This window comes from Prauserella flavalba, assembly GCF_003202235.1.
Taxonomy (GTDB): domain Bacteria; phylum Actinomycetota; class Actinomycetes; order Mycobacteriales; family Pseudonocardiaceae; genus Prauserella_A; species Prauserella_A flavalba.
In genome coordinates, this window is sequence record NZ_MASU01000006.1 from 263,215 (window position 1) to 279,212 (window position 15,998).

17 protein-coding genes are annotated in these 15,998 nt (G+C 68.3%); 14 read left to right on the forward strand and 3 right to left on the reverse strand.

The annotated features are described in order from the left end of the window. Window positions 1–54: 54 nt before the first annotated feature. Window positions 55–630, reverse strand: coding sequence for a cob(I)yrinic acid a,c-diamide adenosyltransferase (locus BA062_RS17255; protein WP_110337851.1), 576 nt, complete (start codon window positions 628–630; stop codon window positions 55–57). A gap of 154 nt (window positions 631–784) precedes the next feature. Here BA062_RS17255 and murA point away from each other — a divergent pair, with 154 nt between their 5' ends. Beyond that, window positions 785–2,059, forward strand: a complete 1,275-nt coding sequence (gene murA, locus BA062_RS17260; protein WP_110337853.1) for a UDP-N-acetylglucosamine 1-carboxyvinyltransferase — start codon at window positions 785–787, stop codon at window positions 2,057–2,059. A gap of 86 nt (window positions 2,060–2,145) precedes the next feature. On the opposite strand, the gene BA062_RS17265 is transcribed toward murA, so the two are convergent. Next, on the reverse strand, window positions 2,146–2,769 hold the full coding sequence (locus BA062_RS17265) for a LysE family translocator (protein WP_110337855.1): 624 nt from the start codon (window positions 2,767–2,769) through the stop codon (window positions 2,146–2,148). A 159-nt stretch (window positions 2,770–2,928) separates the two neighbouring features. Here BA062_RS17265 and BA062_RS17270 point away from each other — a divergent pair, with 159 nt between their 5' ends. The 10 genes from BA062_RS17270 to BA062_RS17315 all read left to right on the forward strand — a co-directional run bounded on the left by BA062_RS17270 (window position 2,929) and on the right by BA062_RS17315 (window position 12,319). Next, window positions 2,929–4,953, forward strand: a complete 2,025-nt coding sequence (locus BA062_RS17270) for a protein meaA (protein ID WP_110337857.1) — start codon at window positions 2,929–2,931, stop codon at window positions 4,951–4,953. A 188-nt stretch (window positions 4,954–5,141) separates the two neighbouring features. Beyond that, window positions 5,142–6,035: an ectoine/hydroxyectoine ABC transporter substrate-binding protein EhuB gene (gene ehuB, locus BA062_RS17275; RefSeq protein ID WP_110337859.1), complete on the forward strand. Its 894-nt coding sequence runs from the start codon at window positions 5,142–5,144 to the stop codon at window positions 6,033–6,035. Window positions 6,036–6,047: 12 nt separating this feature from the next. Next, window positions 6,048–6,761, forward strand: a complete 714-nt coding sequence (ehuC, locus tag BA062_RS17280; protein WP_110337861.1) for an ectoine/hydroxyectoine ABC transporter permease subunit EhuC — start codon at window positions 6,048–6,050, stop codon at window positions 6,759–6,761. Next, the gene (gene ehuD, locus BA062_RS17285; protein WP_110337863.1) at window positions 6,761–7,417 is read left to right on the forward strand and encodes an ectoine/hydroxyectoine ABC transporter permease subunit EhuD; all 657 of its coding nucleotides are present in this window, start codon (window positions 6,761–6,763) and stop codon (window positions 7,415–7,417) included. The genes ehuC (BA062_RS17280) and ehuD (BA062_RS17285) overlap by 1 nt, the downstream gene beginning before the upstream one ends. A gap of 19 nt (window positions 7,418–7,436) precedes the next feature. Beyond that, entirely contained in the window at window positions 7,437–8,204 is a 768-nt protein-coding gene (gene ehuA, locus BA062_RS17290; RefSeq protein ID WP_110337865.1) for an ectoine/hydroxyectoine ABC transporter ATP-binding protein EhuA, read from the forward strand. 228 nt (window positions 8,205–8,432) lie between these two features. Beyond that, on the forward strand, window positions 8,433–9,350 hold the full coding sequence (ehuB, locus tag BA062_RS17295) for an ectoine/hydroxyectoine ABC transporter substrate-binding protein EhuB (RefSeq protein WP_245959866.1): 918 nt from the start codon (window positions 8,433–8,435) through the stop codon (window positions 9,348–9,350). 13 nt (window positions 9,351–9,363) lie between these two features. After that, window positions 9,364–10,050 (forward strand): ectoine/hydroxyectoine ABC transporter permease subunit EhuC, encoded by a 687-nt coding sequence (gene ehuC, locus BA062_RS17300; protein WP_110337867.1) that lies wholly within the window; start codon window positions 9,364–9,366, stop codon window positions 10,048–10,050. Next, window positions 10,047–10,706 (forward strand): ectoine/hydroxyectoine ABC transporter permease subunit EhuD, encoded by a 660-nt coding sequence (gene ehuD, locus BA062_RS17305; RefSeq protein ID WP_110337869.1) that lies wholly within the window; start codon window positions 10,047–10,049, stop codon window positions 10,704–10,706. The genes ehuC (BA062_RS17300) and ehuD (BA062_RS17305) overlap by 4 nt, the downstream gene beginning before the upstream one ends. 21 nt (window positions 10,707–10,727) lie before the next feature. Further along, window positions 10,728–11,513 carry an ectoine/hydroxyectoine ABC transporter ATP-binding protein EhuA gene (gene ehuA, locus BA062_RS17310; protein ID WP_110337871.1) on the forward strand — a complete coding sequence of 262 codons (786 nt, stop codon included), beginning with the start codon at window positions 10,728–10,730 and terminating at the stop codon, window positions 11,511–11,513. Window positions 11,514–11,545: 32 nt separating this feature from the next. After that, window positions 11,546–12,319, forward strand: coding sequence for an enoyl-CoA hydratase-related protein (locus BA062_RS17315; protein WP_110337873.1), 774 nt, complete (start codon window positions 11,546–11,548; stop codon window positions 12,317–12,319). A gap of 106 nt (window positions 12,320–12,425) precedes the next feature. On the opposite strand, the gene BA062_RS17320 is transcribed toward BA062_RS17315, so the two are convergent. Next, complete coding sequence (locus BA062_RS17320) at window positions 12,426–12,965, reverse strand: NUDIX domain-containing protein (protein WP_110338334.1); 540 nt, start codon at window positions 12,963–12,965, stop codon at window positions 12,426–12,428. Between the two features lie 35 nt (window positions 12,966–13,000). Between BA062_RS17320 and nucS the strand changes: the two genes are divergently transcribed. The 3 genes from nucS (at window position 13,001) to BA062_RS17335 (ending at window position 15,790) form a co-directional block, all read left to right on the forward strand. Beyond that, window positions 13,001–13,660, forward strand: a complete 660-nt coding sequence (gene nucS / locus BA062_RS17325; RefSeq protein WP_110337875.1) for an endonuclease NucS — start codon at window positions 13,001–13,003, stop codon at window positions 13,658–13,660. Between the two features lie 144 nt (window positions 13,661–13,804). Next, window positions 13,805–15,505 carry a sodium:solute symporter family protein gene (locus BA062_RS17330; RefSeq protein ID WP_110337877.1) on the forward strand — a complete coding sequence of 567 codons (1,701 nt, stop codon included), beginning with the start codon at window positions 13,805–13,807 and terminating at the stop codon, window positions 15,503–15,505. Between the two features lie 12 nt (window positions 15,506–15,517). Continuing rightward, window positions 15,518–15,790 carry a hypothetical protein gene (locus BA062_RS17335; protein WP_110337879.1) on the forward strand — a complete coding sequence of 91 codons (273 nt, stop codon included), beginning with the start codon at window positions 15,518–15,520 and terminating at the stop codon, window positions 15,788–15,790. Window positions 15,791–15,998 lie beyond the last annotated feature (208 nt).

Consider the following 15,998-nt stretch of genomic DNA (forward strand, 5'->3'; position numbering starts at 1 on the left):
AAGGCCACCTTTGTTGCGCTCAACGCACCAAAGGTGGCCTTGGGGGATGTTGGCTCAGGCTCGGTCGCCGCCGGGCTTCCAGAGGACGTCGCCGTCCGGGTTTGCCAGGCGGGCCAGGATGAACAGCAGGTCCGAGAGGCGGTTGAGGTACTTCACCGCGAGCGGGTTGGTCCGCTCCGCGTCGGCCTCCACCAGCGCCCAGCCGGAGCGTTCCGCACGGCGCGCGACCGTGCGCGCCTGGTGCAGCAGCGCGGCTCCCGCCGTGCCGCCGGGCAGGATGAACGACGTCAGCTTTCCCAGCCGCTCGTTGAATTCGTCACACCAGCCCTCCAGGCGCTCCACGTACGTCTCCGTGATGCGCAGGGGCGGGAACTCCGGGTCCGGCACGATCGGCGCGCACAGGTCCGCTCCGACGTCGAACAGGTCGTTCTGCACGGCGCGCAGCACGTCCGCCACCTCGTCGGTGAGACCACCCAGGGCGATCGCGACGCCGACCACCGAGTTCGTCTCGTCCACGTCGGCGTAGGCGCCGAGCCGTGGGTCCGTTTTGGGCACTCGGGAGCCGTCACCGAGCGCGGTCGTTCCGGTGTCGCCGACCTTGGTGTACACGCGATTGATCCGAACGGGCATGCCCGGAGTCTAGGCCGGATTTCCCTTGCCCGGGATGGGACTCATCGCCGCTGCCTGCCGAGACGTTTCAGCGCGGGCCGGAATTGTGATGGCGCTCAACGGTTGGCGTGCCCCTGCGCGAGTCCGCCGGACCCGGCGGGCATTATTGGCGTCCATGAGCGAGCACTTCGACGTGCATGGCGGCGCGCGGTTGGTCGGTGAGGTCGAGGTTGTCGGCGCGAAGAACAGCGTGCTCAAGCTGATGGCGGCTGCACTGCTCGCCGAGGGCACGACAACCATTACCAACTGCCCGCAGATCCTGGACGTCCCGCTGATGGCCGACGTGCTGCGCAGCGTCGGCTGCGAGGTCAGGCTCGACGGCGACACCGCGCACATCACGACGCCGTCCGAGCTGTCGCACCGCGCGGACTCGCCCGCGATGGGCAAGCTGCGCGCGTCGGTGTGCGTGCTCGGCCCTCTGGTCGGCAGGCTGAAGAAGGCCGTCGTCGCGCTCCCAGGCGGTGACGCGATCGGTTCGCGGCCGCTGGACATGCACCAGAACGGCCTGCGCAAGCTCGGCGCCACCAGCACCATCGAGCACGGTTGCGTGGTCGCGGAGGCCGACGGCCTGCACGGCGCCCAGATCTGGCTCGACTTCCCGAGCGTCGGCGCCACCGAGAACATCCTCATGGCCGCCGTGCTCGCCGAGGGCACCACGGTGATCGACAACGCCGCGCGCGAGCCGGAGATCGTCGACATCTGCACGATGCTCACCGAGATGGGCGCCAAGATCCAGGGCGCGGGCACGTCCACGCTGACCGTCGAGGGCGTCGAGTCGCTGCACCCCACCGAACACCGCGTCATCGGTGACCGCATCGTCGGCGCCACGTGGGCCTTCGCCGCCGCGATGACTCGCGGTGACCTGACGGTGACCGGCGTGAACCCGCACCACCTGGAACTCGTGCTGGAGAAGCTGCGGCTCGCCGGTGCCGACGTCACGACGTTCGACGGCAAGGGCTTCCGCATCGTGCAGCCCGAGCGGCCGCGCTCGGTGGACTTCGTGACCCTGCCGTACCCGGGCTTCGCGACGGACCTCCAGCCGTTCGCGGTGGCGTTGTCGTCGGTGTCCGACGGCACGTCGATGATCACGGAGAACGTGTACGAGGCGCGGTTCCGGTTCATCGAGGAGATGGTGCGGCTGGGCGCGGACGCGCGCACCGACGGCCACCACGCGGTGGTCAGGGGCGTCGACAAGCTCTCCAGCGCCCCGGTCTGGGCCTCCGACATCAGGGCGGGGGCCGGGCTCGTGCTCGCCGGCCTGTGCGCGGACGGCGTCACCGAGGTCTGGGACGTCTTTCACATCGACCGCGGCTACCCGCACTTCGTGGAGAACCTGAACCGGCTGGGCGCGCGCATCGAGCGCGTCGCCACCGAACCGGAACGGGCCTAGCTAAAGCCCGACCGCAGTGAAGGCCACCATCACTGCGTTCAACGCAGTGATGGTGGCCTTCACTGCAGGTGGCGGCTCAGGGCGAGCTAGCCCTCGGCGGCCAGCGCGGCGCCGAAGCCGAACAGCGTGGTGCCGGTGACCGCGTCGAGCGTCCTGCGCACCTTCCTTCGCGCCAGCCAGCCCCGGACCCTGTTGACGAACAGCAGCAGGAGCACCAGCCACAGCGCGCCGAGCACGGCGACGGTGTAGGCGAGCAGCAGCGCGTCGAACGGGGTGCTGCGCACGGGGTCGAGGAACTGCGGCAGCACCGACAGGTACAGCGCGAGCACCTTGGGGTTGGTGACGTTCGACAGGAAGCCCTCGCGGAAGCGGCGGAACCCGCTTGAGCGCGCCCCCAGCTCGTCCAGTGAGCCGTAGTCGCCGCGCCACGCGGCACGGAACGCCTGGAAGCCGAGGTAGCAGAGGTAGGCGACCCCGAGCCAGCGCACCGTGTGGAACACCGGCTGCGACCGCACGATCACGGCCCCGAGCCCGAACGCCACGGCCGTGCCCTGCAGCAGGTTGCCGACGGCGATGCCGGACGCCGCCAGCAGCCCGCCCCGGAACCCGCCCGCGAACGAGTTCTTGAGCGTCACGACCGTGTCCGGCCCTGGCGCCAGCACCACGAGGATCACGAAGACCAGATAGCTGCCGTACGAACTCCACGTCACGTCTACCCACGATATCGGCCGTTGCCGGACGCGGGCTCGCGGTTTTCGGACCTGGCGTCCGGCGCAAGGTAACCCCCCGTGACGTGGTGCGTTACACGTCGCGGGCCTGGTTACCCCAAGTACGCTGAACCATCAGCTGTCCCGAGGAGGTGCATCGGCGTGCCGTACCCGACCGACCGTGAGCGTGACCGGCCGTGGGTGATGCGGACCTACGCGGGGCACTCCTCGGCCGCGGCCTCCAATGAGCTGTACCGGCGCAACCTCGCCAAGGGGCAGACCGGCCTCTCGGTGGCCTTCGACCTGCCGACGCAGACCGGCTACGACCCCGACCACAAGCTCTCCAGGGGCGAGGTCGGCAAGGTCGGCGTGCCCGTGGCCCACATCGGCGACATGCGCAGGCTCTTCGACGGCATCCCGCTCGCCGAGGCCAACACGTCGATGACCATCAACGCGCCGGCGATGTGGCTGCTCGCGCTGTACGTCACCGTGGCGCAGGAGCAGGCCGAGGCCGAGGGCCGCGACCCGGCTGAGGTGCTGGGGAAGCTCACGGGCACGACCCAGAACGACGTGATCAAGGAGTACCTCTCCCGCGGCACCTACATCTTCCCGCCGGGGCCGAGCCTGCGGCTGACCACCGACGTGATCGCGTGGACGGTGAACAACGTCCCGAAGTGGAACCCGATCAACATCTGCAGCTACCACCTGCAGGAGGCGGGCGCGACGCCGACGCAGGAGGTGGCCTACGCGCTCAGCACCGCGATCGCCGTGCTCGACGCCGTGCGCGACTCGGGTCAGGTCGGTCAGGAGGACATGGCGAGGGTCGTCGGCCGCATCTCGTTCTTCGTCAACGCGGGGGTGCGGTTCGTCGAGGAGCTGTGCAAGATGCGCGCGTTCGCGGCGCTGTGGGACGAGCTGACCCGCGAGCGCTACGGCGTCACCGACGCGAAGGCGAGGCGCCTGCGCTACGGCGTGCAGGTGAACTCCCTCGGGCTCACCGAGGCCCAGCCGGAGAACAACGTTCAGCGCATCGTGCTGGAGATGCTCGCGGTGTCGCTCTCGCGTGGCGCGCGGGCACGGGCCATCCAGCTGCCCGCGTGGAACGAGGCGCTCGGCCTGCCGAGGCCGTGGGACCAGCAGTGGGCGCTGCGCATGCAGCAGGTGCTCGCGTTCGAGACCGACCTGCTGGAGTACGAGGACATCTTCGACGGCTCGCACGTCATCGAGTCCAAAGTGGAGGACATCGTCACCGGTGCGCGCGAGGAGATCGCGCGGGTGCAGGACATGGGCGGCGCGGTGGCGGCCGTCGAGAGCGGATACCTCAAGTCGCAGCTCGTGTCGTCGCTCGTGGAGTACCGGCGCAAGGTCGAGTCGGGTGAGCGCGTGCTCGTCGGCGTCAACCGGTTCGAGACCACCGAGCCGAGCCCGTTGCAGGCCGAGGGTGCCAAGGCGATCGAGACGGCCGACCCGGTGGCCGAGAAGCAGGCCATCGCCGCGCTCGAACGGTGGCGGGAGAGCCGCGACGACGAGGCTGTGCGGGCCGCGCTGGAGACGTTGCAGACGCAGGCCGCCACCACCACGAACCTGTTCGAGGCGTCCCTCGCCTGCGCGCGGGCCGGCGTGACGACCGGTGAGTGGGCGGGCGCGCTGCGTGAGGTCTTCGGCGAGTACCGGGCGCCCACCGGGGTGTCGGCGGCGTCCTCGCCCGGCGAGGGTGCCGAGGAGATCGCCCGCGTGGCGGCACGGGTGCGCGCGACGAGCGACGAACTGGGCGAGCGGCTGCGCATCCTCGTCGGCAAGCCGGGACTCGACGGGCACTCCAACGGCGCGGAGCAGGTGGCCGTGCGCGCCCGCGACACCGGGTTCGAGGTCATCTACCAGGGAATCCGGCTCACGCCGGAACAGATCGTGGCCGCGGCGGTGCAGGAGGGCGTCCACGTCGTCGGGCTGTCGGTGCTGTCGGGCTCGCACCTTGAGGTCGTGCCGGAGGTCGTCGACGGGCTGCGGGCCGCGGGAGCCGGCGACGTGCCGGTGATCGTCGGCGGCATCATCCCGGCCGACGACGCCGCCGTGCTGCGGGAACGTGGCATCGCCCGCGTGTTCACGCCCAAGGACTACTCGCTGACGGAGATCATGGCCGAGATCGTGGCCGTGATCAGGCACGCTCGGGGTTTGCCCGAAGACTGACTCCCCCGATCCGGTCAGGTACCGGATCTCATGATCTCGTTATGGTAACAGCCTGTGGTCAGAGTTTTGCGATCCTTTGACCCGACCGGGCGGCACACCTACTTTCGGTGATTACGCCCCTGTGCGCGAGCACGTACCGGGCTTCGCATGGGGATTGACGACGAGGTCAATCGAAATGAGGTGCCGTCATGGCGCACAGCGAGTGGACCCGCAGAGAGTTCTTCAGGCGTTCGGCGGTCATGGGAGCGGTGGCGATCGGGGGGCCGACCTTGTTGTCCGCCTGCGCGGGCACCGGCGACGGCGACACGCTCCAGAGCGCGCGCGATTCCGGCATGATCCGCATCGGCATCGCCAACGAGCAGCCGTACGGCTTCGCCGACGCCTCGGGCAAGGTCACCGGCGAGGCGCCGGAGGTGGCCAGGGCAGTCTTCAACGCGATGGGCATCCGCAACGTGCAGAACAGCGTCGTCACCTTCGACCAGCTGATCCCGGCGCTGAACGCCCGGCAGTACGACGTCGTGTCGGCGGGCATGTTCATCACCCCGGAGCGGTGCAACGCGGCGAGTTTCTCCACACCGGACTACACCGCGCTCGCCGCACTGCTCGTCCCGAGGGGAAATCCCCAGCAGGTCAACACTTTCGAGGACATCGCACAGAAGAACGTGAAGGTCGCGGTGCTCTCCGGCGCGGTGGAGAAGGGCTACGCGACGGCGGCGGGCGTGCCCGAGGACAACATCACGACCCTGGACACGCAGGACAGCATGCTCCGGTCCGTGATCGACGACCGCGTGTACTGCGCCGCGCTGACCGACATCTCGCTGAAGTGGCTGGTCAAGCAGAACCCCGACGCACCCGTCGAGGTCACCGAGAGCTTCCAGCCCGAGGAGGACGGCAAGCCGGTGATCTCCGCGGGTGGCTTCGTCTTCCGGCAGGACGACACGTCCCTGCGCGACGCGTTCAACGAGCAGCTCAAGAAGCTGCACGACAGTGGCGAGTGGGTCCGCATCGTGGAGCCGTTCGGCTTCAGTGAGGTGAACCTGCCCAAGCCCGACGTCACCACCGAAAGTCTCTGCGGCGCGTAATCGGGAGGCGCCGTGTCCGACAACCTCGGCCGGATCATCTCCACGCTCCTCGAGGGAGTTCCGGTCACCATACAGGCGACGCTCGGCGGGATCGCGCTGACGATCGTGCTCGCGCTCATCGCGGGGCTGGCGCTGCTGTCGAAGTCGCGCACTGTCCGGTTCTTCAGCCGGGTCTACGTCGAGGGCTTCCGTGGCACGTCCGAGATGGTGCAGCTGTTCTGGCTCTACTTCGTCCTGCCCGCGCTCGTCGGGCTGCAGATCGTCCCGCTGTTCGCGGGAGTTCTCGTGCTCGGCCTCAACCACGGGGCCTACGGCGCCGAGATCGTGCGCGGTGCCGTGCAGTCGGTGCCCAAGGCGCAGCACGAGGGTGCGGTCGCGCTCAACCTCGGGCCCGTGGACCGGATGAGAAGGGTGATCCTGCCGCAGGCCGTCGTGGAGATGCTGCCGCCGTTCAACAACCTGTTCATCCAGCTGCTGAAGAGCACCGCGCTGCTGTACTTCATCTCCGCGCAGGAGATCACGCAGAAGGGCGAGGAGCTGCGGCCCGCGCTGCCGATGGGTGACCTGACGGTCATCTACGCCGTCGAGCTGATCATCTACCTGTTGCTCGCCATCGCCATCACGATCGTGATGCGGGCTCTGGAGCGGGCAGGCGCCCGCAGGCTCGGTCGCAAACCGCCACCGCGCAGGAAGGTCTTCTCCTCGGCCACGGCGGGAGGTGTGTGATGGATTGGGACTGGGAGTACGCGATCGACTCGCTGCCGCTGCTCGCGGAGGGCATGCTCGTCACCATCGAGCTGACCGTGCTCGGCGCGCTGTTCGCCTACCTGCTCGGGCTCGTGTTCGCCATGATCCGCAGGGTGGGCGTGCCGGTGCTCAGCCAGTTCGTCTACCTGTTCGTGGAGTTCATCCGCAGCACCCCGCTGTTGATCCAGGTGTTCGCGTTCTACTACCTGCTGCAGCCCGCGATCGGGGTGAAGCTGTCGCCGTTCCTCACCGGTGTGATCATGCTCGGGGTCCACTACGCCACCTACACCTCCGAGGTGTACCGGGCCGGCATCGAGGCGATCCCGAAAGGACAGTGGGAAGCGGCGAGGGCGCTGAGCATCCCCCGTAGTCGCGTGTGGACGGGCATCATCCTGCCGCAGGCGGTTCCCCGCGTGCTGCCCGCGCTCGGCAACTACACGATCTCGATGTTCAAGGAGACACCGCTGCTGCTCGCCATCGGCGTCGTGGACGTGCTGAACAGCGCCAAGGAAGCCGGTGCGGAGACCTTCCGGGTCATTGAGCCGTACACGCTGGCCGGCGTGTTCTTCCTACTGGTGAGCTACCCGGCCTCGATCCTCGTCAGAAAGTTGGAGCGCCGTGTCGGAACCGTATAGCAGTCCCTCGTCGGACGTGATGATTCAATTCGACCGGGTGGTCAAGAAGTTCGGCGACCACGTGGTGCTCCGCGAGCTCGACTTCTCCGTCAAGCCGGGCGAGTTCGTGACCCTGATCGGCCCGAGCGGTTCGGGCAAGACCACGATTCTGCGCCTGCTGATGACGCTGGAGCTGGTCGACGGCGGCACGATCCAGGTCGGCGGCGAGTACCTCAGCCACATGGAGCGCGGCGGCAGCCTCGTGCCCGCCGACGAGCGGCATCTGCGCACGCAGCGCAAACGGATCGGCATGGTGTTCCAGCAGTTCAACCTGTTCCCGAACATGAGGGTGCTGCAGAACGTCACCGAGGCACCCGTTCGCGCGCTCGGGTTGTCCAAAGCGGAGGCCGAGCAGCGGGCACGGGAACTACTCGACATGGTCGGGCTTTCCGACAAGGTCGACGCGCACCCCACGCAGCTGTCGGGCGGGCAGCAGCAGCGCGTGGCGATCGCGAGGGCGCTCGCGATGCGGCCTCAGGTGCTGCTGCTCGACGAGGTCACGTCGGCGCTGGACCCCGAGCTGGTGGCCGGAGTGCTGAGCGTGCTCAAGGAGATCGCCCGCACCACGGACATCACGTTCCTGTGCGTGACGCACGAGATGCAGTTCGCGCGGGACGTGTCGGATCGCGTGATGATGTTCGACCAGGGCCAGGTGATCGAGGACGCGCCGCCGGACCAGCTCTTCACGCAGCCCGCGCACGAGCGCACCCGCTCGTTCCTGCATGCCGTGATCGACAGGGCGGTCTGAACCGCCGTCCGTGATCGACACCGCGACTCGCCGATTTAACGTGCATGTCGCCGGTGTTGAATCCGCACGTCGTCGTGGCCGGCGGGGTAGCCGAAGGTGTTGCCGCCGACGGAAATTTTCTGTTCCGATTGCGCCCGAACAGGTGAATTGCCTAGGGTGAGTCCAATCGAGTCCGCGCTGACGCCTTCGCCGCGGACGCGGGTGTCGGCTGACAGGAGCTACGAGTACGTGAACAACTCCAGCCTGAGCAGGCGCGGTTTTCTGCGTGGTGCCACCGGGGTGAGCCTTGGTCTCGCTGTGGGCGGCGGTGCGCTGGCCAGCGGATGCACGTCGATCAGTGTCGCGGCGGGAGGTGAAGGCGGCAACCTGCTCGACCGGCTACGCGACTCGGGCACGGTGCGCATGGGCTTCGCCAACGAGCGCCCATTCGGCTTCATCGACGCCGAGGGCAATCTCACCGGAGAGGCCCCGGAGATCGGCAAGGCCGTTTTCCGCAGGCTCGGCATCGATTCGTTCGAGCCGAAGCTCGCCGACTTCAGCTCTCTCATCCCCGGGCTCAAAGCGGGCCTGTTCGACGTGATCGCCGCCGGGATGTACATCACGCCAGAACGCTGCGCCGAGATCGAGTTCACCAACCCCGACTACAACGCCCCCGCGGCCTTGCTGCTGCGGCAGGGAAACCCGCTCGATCTGTCCGATTTGGACAGCATCGTCGAGAAGCGGGCGCGGATCGGGGTGCTGACCGGTTCGGTGGAGCAGGGCTACGCCGCCGAGGTGGGCGTGCCCAACGGGCGGATCATCGTCTTCCCCGACCAGTCCTCCGGCATCGACGGCGTGCGCGCGGGCCGCGCCGACTGCCTCATGCTGACCCGGCTCTCGCTGGTGTCCGCGCTCGGCGAGCGGCCCGGTTCCGGGTTGGAGATCGGCGAGACGTTCATCCCGGTGGTCAAGGGTGAGAAGCAGTTCGGCGCTGGCGGTTTCGGGTTCCGCAAGGGCGAGACCGCCATCGTCCGCGAGTTCAACCGCGAGCTGGCCGCCATGCAGGACAGCGGCGAGGTGCTGAGGGCCGTCCGTCCGTTCGGGTTCTCCCAGGACGAGATGACCGGCCTCACGGCACAGCAGCTGTGCACGGGTACGGCGGGCTGAGGGGGAGCGGTCGATGTCTTCTGGCTTGATGTCCTATGTCTGGGAGGGACTGGGCAACACCCTCCTGCTCACCGTCTTCGGTGCTCTGCTCGGGCTGGTCTTCGCGTTCATCGCGGGACTCGCGCGGTCGAGCGAGCGCAAGTGGGTCCGCGGGATCGCGATGGTCTACACGGAGGTCTTCCGCGGTTTCCCCTCGCTGGTGCTGCTGTTCGCGCTGATCTTCATCGTCCCGACCTTCGGCTACCAGCTGAACCCGCTGTTCGCCGGCATCCTCGCGCTCGCGCTGAACATCGGCGCCTACGCGGCGGAGGTCGTGCGTGGCGCGGTGAAGGCCGTGCCGCCGGGGCAGATCGAGGCGGCGATCGCGCTGAACTTCACGCCGTTGCAGCGGTTGCGCAAGGTGATCCTGCCGCAGGCGGTGGTCGCGATGATCCCGCCGTTCACCAACAACCTGATCGAGCTGCTCAAGGCGACCTCGCTCGTGTCGCTGGTCTACATCTCGGACCTGACCTTCTCGGCACAGCTCATCCGCGCGTCGACGGGAGAGACCGCGCTCGTGTTCTTCGGTCTGCTCGTCGGCTACGGCGTCATCGCGCTGTTCTTCACCGCGATCATGAAGCTGCTGGAACGGATGGCGGCCCGCGCGCTCGGGCGCACCGTCCCGTCGGGATTCTTCGGGCGTAAGGAGGTCGCGGCGTGAACTTCGAGTGGAGCGGCGTGTGGGACGCGATGCCCACGATGCTCGACGGGCTGCTCGTCGCGCTCGCGGCCACCGGTATCGGCTACGTGATCGCGCTGATCCTGGGGCTCGTGTTCGCCTTCCTGCGGCGAAGCGGCAACCGCTGGGTCAGCATGCCGGTGGGGTTCCTGGTGGAGTTCATCCGCTCGACCCCGTTGCTGGTGCAGCTCTTTTTCTTCTTCTACGTGCTGCCGCTGATCGGGATCAGCGCCTCGCCGCTGGCGACCGGTGCGTTCGCGCTCGGCCTGCACTACGCCACCTACACCTCGGAGGTGTACCGGTCCGGCATCGACGGTGTCCCACCGGGACAGTGGGAGGCGGCGACCGCGCTCAACCTGTCGACGCGGCGCACGTGGACGAACGTGATCCTGCCGCAGGCGATCCCGCGCGTCGTGCCCGCGCTCGGCAACTACGTCATCGCGATGTTCAAGGACACCCCGCAGCTGCTGGCGATCACGGTGGTGGAGATGCTCGGCGGTGCGATCGCCATCGGCTCCGAGACGTTCCGCTACTCCGAGCCGATCGCCGCCGCCGGGCTGGTGTACCTCGTCGTCGCGCTGCTGATGGCCTGGGTCGCTCGCATCGTCGAGCGCCGCTACGGCCAGGTCCGCGTCTGAGACTGCTAGAGAGGAACGACCTTGACCACCACCAACGGTGAGTTCATCACCTTCGACGGGGTGCACAAGAGCTTCGGCAAGAACGTGGTGCTCGACGACCTGTCCTTCTCGGTCGGCGCGGGCGAGCGCGTGACGCTCATCGGGCCGAGTGGCTCGGGCAAGACCACGATCCTGCGGATGCTGATGACGCTGACCCGGCCCGACCGCGGCACGATCGGCGTCGACGGCGACTACCTGTACCACGAGAAGCGCGGCGAGGCGCTCGTCCCGGCGAGCGACGCGCACATCCGCAAGGTGCGCAGCCGGATCACGATGGTGTTCCAGCACTTCAACCTGTTCCCCAACATGAAGGTGCTGCGCAACGTCACCGAGGCGCCGATCCACGTGCTCGGCAAGCCGAAGGACGAGGCCGAGGCCAGGGGCAGGGAACTGCTCGAGATGGTGGGCCTCGGCGACAAGCTCGACGCGCACCCCTCGCAGCTCTCCGGCGGGCAGCAGCAGCGCGTGGCGATCGCGAGGGCGCTGGCCGTCGACCCGGACGTGCTGCTGCTGGACGAGGTCACCTCGGCGCTCGACCCGGAGATCGCGGCCGAGGTGCTCGACGTCCTGCGGGACATCGCGAAGACCACCGACGTGACGATGCTGCTCGTGACCCACGCGATGAAGTTCGCGCGCGACGTCTCGCACCGGGTGCTGATGTTCAACGAGGGCAGGATCATCGAGGACGCCTCGCCCGAACAGCTCTTCAACGAACCCGAACACGAACGCACAAAGAGCTTCCTGCGCTCGGTACTCGACGAGACCTGACGAACGGGGTCCAACAGAGTTACGGTCAGGGGATGGGCGAGTACGAGCATCTCCTGGTCAAGCGAGAGGGCGACACGGTCACCATCACGATGAACCGTGCGTCCCGGCGCAACTCCCTGTCCGAGGATCACCTCAGAGAGCTGCTGGCGGCGTTCGAGGAGGCGGGTGCGTCCGACGCGACCGGCATCGTGCTCGCCGGTGCCGGGCCCGTGTTCTCCGCGGGCCACGACTTCGGTGACGTGGCCGCGCGGGACCTCATGGGCGTGCGCGAGCTGCTGCGCGTGTGCACGGACCTGATGCGGACCATGCACGCGGTGCCCCAGGTGGTGATCGCACGCGTGCACGGCCTTGCCACGGCGGCGGGTTGCCAGCTCGTGGCTTCGTGCGACCTCGCGGTGGCGGCCGAGTCGGCGGGCTTCGCGCTGCCGGGCGGCAAGGGTGGCTGGTTCTGCCACACCCCCGCGGTGCCGGTCGCGCGCTCGGTGGGCCGCAAACGGCTGATGGAAATGGCGCTCACGGGCGACGTGGTGGACGCGGCGACCGCGCTGGACTGGGGCCTGGTCAACCGCGTGGTGCCCGATGCCGAACTGGACGACGCCGTCGCGGAGCTGCTCGGGCGTGCGACGCGGGGGAGCAGGGCGGCGAAGGCGATGGGCAAGCAGACGCTCTACGCCCAGCTCGACCGCCCCGAGGAGGACGCCTACGCCATCGCGATCGAGGTCATGGCGAGCGCGTCCCAGCTGCCGGGCGCCCGCGAAGGCATGGCCGCCTTCCTCGAGAAGCGCAAACCCTCCTGGCCCGACTGATCGCTCCCCAAGGCCACCTCCGAACCGCAGTGAAGGCCACCATGCCTGCGTTCAACGCAGTGAAGGTGGCCTTCACTGCGGGTGGCCGGCGGCGCTCTGCGGTCGGTTAGCGGCGCTCGTGGAGGAGCAGGAGTGCGTAGGCGGCGAGGGACTGGGCGTCGGTGATGTCGCCGTTGGCGACCATCTTCTCGAAGTCCACGCGGGAGAAGGACGCCGTGCGCATGTCCTGCTCCTCGTGCTCACGCTCGTGCGGGCCCGCGCGCAGGTCCGTCGCGAGGTAGGCGGTGCCCCGCTGGCTCGACATCCCCGCCGCGACGTCGAGCACGCCCAGCTCGGCCATCGACCCGGCCTCGAGCCCCGTCTCCTCCCGCAGCTCGCGCGCGGCCAGCTCCAGCGGGTCCGTGTCGGCCCGGCCCGGCGCCGTTCCCTGCGGGAACTCCCATCGCCGCATCCCCAGCGGGTAGCGGAACTGCTCCACCAGGTGCAGGCGGTCACCGTCGAGCGGGACGATCAGGGCGTAGTGCGGTTTGTCGACGACGCCGTAGACGCCGTCGGAGCCGTCGGGCCTGCGAATGGCGTCCTCGCGGACGGTCATCCAGTCGTTGCGGTACACCTCGCGGCTCGACACGCGTTGTATGGGGTCCACCACCCCAGTCTGCCAAGTCCCTTAATCTCACCCCTGTGCGCTTGGTAATCGCTCGCTGCCAGGTCGACTACGCCGGCCGGCTCACCGCCCACCTGCCCATGGCCACGCGGCTGCTGCTCGTCAAGTCCGACGGGTCCGTCTCGGTGCACTCCGACGACCGCGCCTACAAGCCGCTGAACTGGATGAGCCCGCCGTGCTGGCTGATCGAGGACGGCAACCTCTGGATCGTGGAGAACAAGGCGGGCGAAAAGCTCGTGATCACGATCGAGAACGTGATCGACGAGGTGGAGCACGACCTCGGCGCGGAGCCCGGCCTGGTCAAGGACGGCGTCGAGGCGCACCTGCAGGAGCTGCTCGCCGAGCACATCACGACGCTGGGCGAGGGCTACTCGCTCGTGCGCCGTGAGTACCCGACCGCGATCGGTCCGGTCGACATCCTCGCCCGTGACGAGGGTGGCGCCGCGGTGGCCGTCGAGATCAAGCGGCGCGGCGAGATCGACGGCGTCGAGCAGCTGACCCGCTACCTCGAGCTGCTCAACCGGGACCCGCTGCTGGCTCCCGTGCAGGGCGTGTTCGCCGCGCAGCAGATCAAGCCGCAGGCCCGCACGCTCGCCGAGGACCGCGGCATCCGCTGCATCACGCTCGACTACGACGCGCTGCGGGGCATCGAGTCCGACGAGTTCCGTCTGTTCTGACCGCCGCGACCGGCGTCATTCAGTCACCAACCCATGCCGATTTGCCGTGTGGGATTCACCCGCGCGAAATCGTGCGGTAATGTGCGCCCGCAGGTTGATCCCTGATGGGTGTTGTTGACTGGTGTTGATTCCGGAGGTGGGCTGGTGACCGTCCTTGCCCAGGCGGATCTGCGGCTCGATGCGAACGCGATCGACTACGTACTACTGGCCTTCTACTTCCTGCTGGTCCTCGGAATCGGCTACCTGTCGCGAAGGCAGGTGTCGACGAGCCTCGACTTCTTCCTGTCCGGCAGATCGCTTCCGGCGTGGGTGACCGGGCTCGCGTTCATCGCGGCCAACCTCGGTGCCATCGAGGTCATGGGCATGTCGGCCAACGGCGCCCAGTACGGCATGCCCACCGCGCACTACTTCTGGATCGGCGCGGTGCCCGCCATGCTCTTCCTCGGCATCGTGATGATGCCGTTCTACTACGGCTCCAAGGTGCGCAGCGTTCCCGAGTTCATGCTGCGCCGCTTCGGTAAGCCCGCGCACCTCGTCAACGGCATCAGCTTCGCGCTCGCGCAGATCCTCATCGCGGGGGCGAACCTGTTCCTGCTCGCGAGTGTGGTCAACCTGCTCCTGGGCTGGCCCATCTGGGTGTCGATCATCCTCGCAGCCGTGATCGTGCTGTCGTACACGGCGCTCGGCGGGCTCTCGGCCGCGATCTACAACGAGGTGCTCCAGTTCTTCGTGATCGTGGCCGCGCTGCTGCCGCTCACGATCGTCGGCCTCTACAAGGTGGGCGGCTGGGAGGGCCTCGTCGACAAGATCAGCGGCGGCGCCGGGGGTGCCGAGCAGCTCGACTCGTGGCCCGGCAACCAGCTCACCGGATTCGGCAGCAACTTCCTCTCCGTGCTGGGCCTCGTCTTCGGCCTCGGCTTCGTGCTCTCCTTCGGCTACTGGACGACCAACTTCGTCGAGGTCCAGCGCGCGATGGCGTCGAAGAGCATGTCGGCCGCGCGGCGCACCCCGATCATCGGCGCGTTCCCGAAGATCTTCATCCCCTTCATCGTGATCATCCCGGGCATGATCGCAGGCGTCACCGTCACCGAGCTGGCGGGCGAGAACAAGGAAGCGCTGCTCAACGGCGACGCCGCGCCGAGCGGGGCGACGTTCAACGACGCGCTCCTACTGCTCATGCGCGACCTGCTGCCCAACGGCATGCTCGGCATCGCGATCGCCGGTCTGCTCGCGTCGTTCATGGCCGGCATGGCGGCGAACCTCAGCTCGTTCAACACGGTGTTCACCTACGACATCTGGCAGGCGTACCTCAGGAAGGACCGGCCGGACGACTACTACCTGCGTACCGGCCGGGTGGTGACCGCCGCGGCGACCGTGCTCGCGATCGGCACCGCGTTCATCGCGTCCACCTACAGCAACCTGATGGACTACCTGCAGCAGCTGTTCTCGTTCTTCAACGCGCCGCTGTTCGCCACGTTCATCCTCGGTATGTTCTGGAAGCGGATGACGCCCACCGCGGGCTGGACGGGCCTGGTCAGCGGCACCGCGGCGGCGGTGATGGTGTTCCTGCTCGCCGAGACGGGGGTGTGGGACCTGCCCGGCCAGGGCGCCTCGTTCGTGGGCGCCGGCGCGGCCTTCGTGGTCGACATCGTGGTGAGCGTCGTGGTGACCTACGCGACGCAGCCCAAGCCCGAGCCGCAGCTCGTCGGCCTGGTCTACTCGCTGACCCCCAAGGAGAACCTGCGGCACTCGACGACGGGTGAGGACGCGGGCTGGTACCGCAACCCGGGCCTGCTCGCCGGGATCGCCCTGGTGATCACCATCGTGCTGAACTTCATCTTCTAGGAGGAGCGGACCATGGCACACGAGTCGCGCTCGCGCCGCGCGGGCGTCTTCGACATCCGGCTGATCATCGCGCTGCTCATCGGCGTCTACGGAGCGGTGCTCACCGTGCTGGGCATCGGGTTCACCACCGACGAGGACATCGCCAAGGCCGCGAACGTCAACATCAACCTGTGGGCCGGCCTCGCGATGCTCGTGTTCGCCGCCCTGTTCGTGCTCTGGACCTGGCTGCGCCCGCTCCGCGTGCCCGAGGACGTGCAGGCAGCGCAGCAGGAGAGCGCGCAGTAGGAATCGGCTCCCCACTCCGCGAGTCGTGCACTCAGGGCCGCGAGTCGTGCGCTCCGGACCGCGAGTCGTGCGCTGAGGACCGCGAGTTGTGCACTCCGGACCGCGAGTTGTGCGTTCGGGGCCTGGGCCTTCGTTCCGGTCCGCGAGTTGCCGCCCGAAAGCGCACGACTCGTGCCCGGGAATGCACGACTCGCGGTCGGGAATGCAC

Coding starts and splice junctions, on each gene's coding strand:
- BA062_RS17255 (WP_110337851.1), bottom strand. CDS start 630: ATGCCCGTTCGGATCAATCGCGTGTACACCAAGGTCGGCGACACCGGA.
- murA (WP_110337853.1), top strand. CDS start 785: ATGAGCGAGCACTTCGACGTGCATGGCGGCGCGCGGTTGGTCGGTGAG.
- ehuB (WP_110337859.1), top strand. CDS start 5,142: ATGGCGCACAGCGAGTGGACCCGCAGAGAGTTCTTCAGGCGTTCGGCG.
- ehuD (WP_110337863.1), top strand. CDS start 6,761: ATGGATTGGGACTGGGAGTACGCGATCGACTCGCTGCCGCTGCTCGCG.
- ehuA (WP_110337865.1), top strand. CDS start 7,437: ATGATTCAATTCGACCGGGTGGTCAAGAAGTTCGGCGACCACGTGGTG.
- ehuC (WP_110337867.1), top strand. CDS start 9,364: ATGTCTTCTGGCTTGATGTCCTATGTCTGGGAGGGACTGGGCAACACC.
- BA062_RS17315 (WP_110337873.1), top strand. CDS start 11,546: ATGGGCGAGTACGAGCATCTCCTGGTCAAGCGAGAGGGCGACACGGTC.
- BA062_RS17335 (WP_110337879.1), top strand. CDS start 15,518: ATGGCACACGAGTCGCGCTCGCGCCGCGCGGGCGTCTTCGACATCCGG.